This window comes from Bacillus sp. NPDC094064, from assembly GCF_050279585.1.
GTDB lineage: Bacteria > Bacillota > Bacilli > Bacillales > Bacillaceae_G > Bacillus_A.
The window spans coordinates 195,573-198,268 of the sequence record NZ_JBNNUI010000008.1 but is presented as its reverse complement, the minus strand read 5'-3'; the positions used below and the strand labels follow the sequence as shown (position 1 = coordinate 198,268).

The window sequence follows — 2,696 nt, the reverse complement described above, 5'->3', positions numbered from 1 at the left end:
GTAACTTATCCAAAGCTCTCTTCTATCCCTTTATTTCTGTAACAAAGGCAACGGGATATAGAAATATCCACTTATAGAAATAGGGATATTTCTATATTGAGAAGGGGATTATAGAGTGATATATGGTATATGGAATAGAATCAGTAATGTATATCATTCCAGTAACTTATCCAAAGCTCTCTTCTATCCCTTTATTTCTGTAACAAAGGCAACGGGATATAGAAATATCCACTTATAGAAATAGGGATATTTCTATACTGCGGGAGAGGAGCACAGGGATGTTATGTGATACACGTAATAGAGCTATAAAATTAACGGATAGTGTTTAAATCATTGATGTCAAAAACGATAGACTACAATGAAGATGAAACTAAAATGATATTTCTGATCTTTAAGAGATAAAAGCGTTGGAATCAGCTATTCAGGCAATTGATAATTTTTTTAATAAATTATTTATCTCACTAAATAGAGTAACGGGTACTTTAGTTCAACATGAATTAAACAATTTTAAAGAGCCTTAATCTAAAAAAATATAGAAATATCCCTATTTCCATGTAGGGATATTTCTATATTTCTAAATCTCTGTTAATAATTTAAATTTCCTTTTTTGTTCGGGAGTTAATTGATTTTCTACATAATGATGTATAAGTAAATCTATTATTTCATGAGCATATTTTGTATTAGTAAGTTTCATTAGTGCTCCAAGCTCTTCCTTAGATTGACTAGAAATTTTAATACTACCTTGTTGGTTTTTAAATTTCTTTTTCTCTGGTGTTTGCTCCGTCTTTTGTTCCTGCTGATTTACTTGTTCGTGTTCATTTTTAGGTGAAAAAGTAGGAGTATCTTCGCCACTTTTTGTTACAACTGAATCCTCGTTTGGGATATAAGGATCTGTTGGGTCAAAATTGCTCTTTTTTCTGCCTAATAATCCAGGAGTTCTTGCCATGTTATACACCAACCTTCATACTTTCAAAAACATTGATACGAGATAATAATTCATCACTAATTTTTTCGTATAGTTCTATTACATTTAAATCATGTCTATCATTTTCAGTAATACCGTTAACATCAAACCTTTTAATACGTTCCATTTGTGGAACGATATTTTCAAATAGGTTTTCTTCGCCAAAAATTTCACGAGCATTTTCCATAATGTATTCATCCACTTTACCATTATTTTTTAATAGCACTGGAAGAATACCTACAACTTCAATATCAAGATCATATTGCTCTTTTAATTTTATTAGCTGGTTAATGTAGTTCTCTGCACCTGTAAGAGAACGTTCTTGTGTTTGTAGAGTTATAAGAACATAATCAGAAGCTACAACTGCATTTTTTGTAACTTCAATTGACATAGGTGGAACATCGATAAATATGTAATCGTATTTATGTTTTATTTTCTCAAGTAAGCCTTTAAAGTAGAAATCTTCTTCTTCTTCCGAAGAACACGATTTATATAGAAATTTTGCGAAATCTTGAAAATCAACATAAGAAGGAATTAAATATAAATTTTCAGTTATTTCAACTTCTAATCCATCTAAATTCCCCTCTTGAATCCCTTTCATCAATGTTTTATTTAAAGTAATTTTTTCGTCAGGATTAAGGATAGATTTTGTTAGCATTAGAGATTTTGTTGCATTACTCTGTGGATCAAGATCAACAAGTAAAGTTCGTTTCCCTTTTTTTGCGAATTCATAAGAGTTTAATACAGCATTAGTGGTTTTACCAACGCCCCCTTTATAATTCCCAACAGTAATTGTAATAGCCATTTATACCACTCCATTTATTTTCCGGAATATTTCCCTATATCCCTATTTCTATATCTTAGTGAAAAGATTAGAAAAAATAGGGAAATATCTAATTATAGAAATAGGGATATTTCTATGTTACAAAGAAGATTATAGCAGTGATATGTGGTACATGCAATAGAATCTGCCATTTATACCACTCTATTCATTTTTTTGAAAAAGTCCTTATATCCCCATATCCCATGCTCATCAAGCTAAGAAAAGCAAATATCCCAAAACGAGAGAATTGGTATTACCAGGTGAGCTGTATAAAATTTTTGTTTTGGGGGCTTTTAAAAAAGAAACACCCATTCCTATAATTGATGTTGCATAAGTGTAACTTGATGGCAGAGGTATAGAAATAGGGATATATCTATATTTTTATATTTTGAGGGGGATTATAATAGGGATAAGTGGTACATATAATAGAATCAATAATTTTTCAGAGATGCGCCCTTTATACCACCCTTTCAAATAATAAAAGTAGAATAATAGGGAAATATCTAATTATAGAAATAGGGATATATCTATATTCCGAGAGGGATTATAATAGTGATATGTGTTACATATAATAGAATCAGTAATTTTTCAGATGCGTCCTCTATACGATCCTTTCAAATAATAAAATTAGAATAATAGGGAAATATCTAATTATAGAAATAGGGATATATCTATATTCCGAGAGAGATTATAATAGTGATAAGTGATACATACAATAGAATCAGTAATTTTTCAGATGTGCGCCCTTTATACCACCCTTTCAAATAATAAAATTAGAATAATAGGGAAATATCTAATTATAGAAATAGGGATATATCTATATTCCGAGAGGGATTATAATAGTGATATGTGTTACATATAATAGAATCAGTAATTTTTCAGATGCGTCCTCTATACGATTCTTTCAAA

At 30.0% G+C, this 2,696-nt stretch carries 2 protein-coding genes; both read right to left on the bottom strand.

What is annotated here, in order from left to right; all coding sequences use genetic code 11:
• Positions 1-574 precede the first annotated feature (574 nt).
• Entirely contained in the window at positions 575-946 is a 372-nt protein-coding gene (locus ACQKNI_RS19175) for a hypothetical protein (protein WP_088233011.1), read from the bottom strand.
• 1 nt (position 947) lies between these two features.
• Positions 948-1,769 carry a ParA family protein gene (locus ACQKNI_RS19170; RefSeq protein WP_088233012.1) on the bottom strand — a complete coding sequence of 274 codons (822 nt, stop codon included), beginning with the start codon at positions 1,767-1,769 and terminating at the stop codon, positions 948-950.
• Positions 1,770-2,696 lie beyond the last annotated feature (927 nt).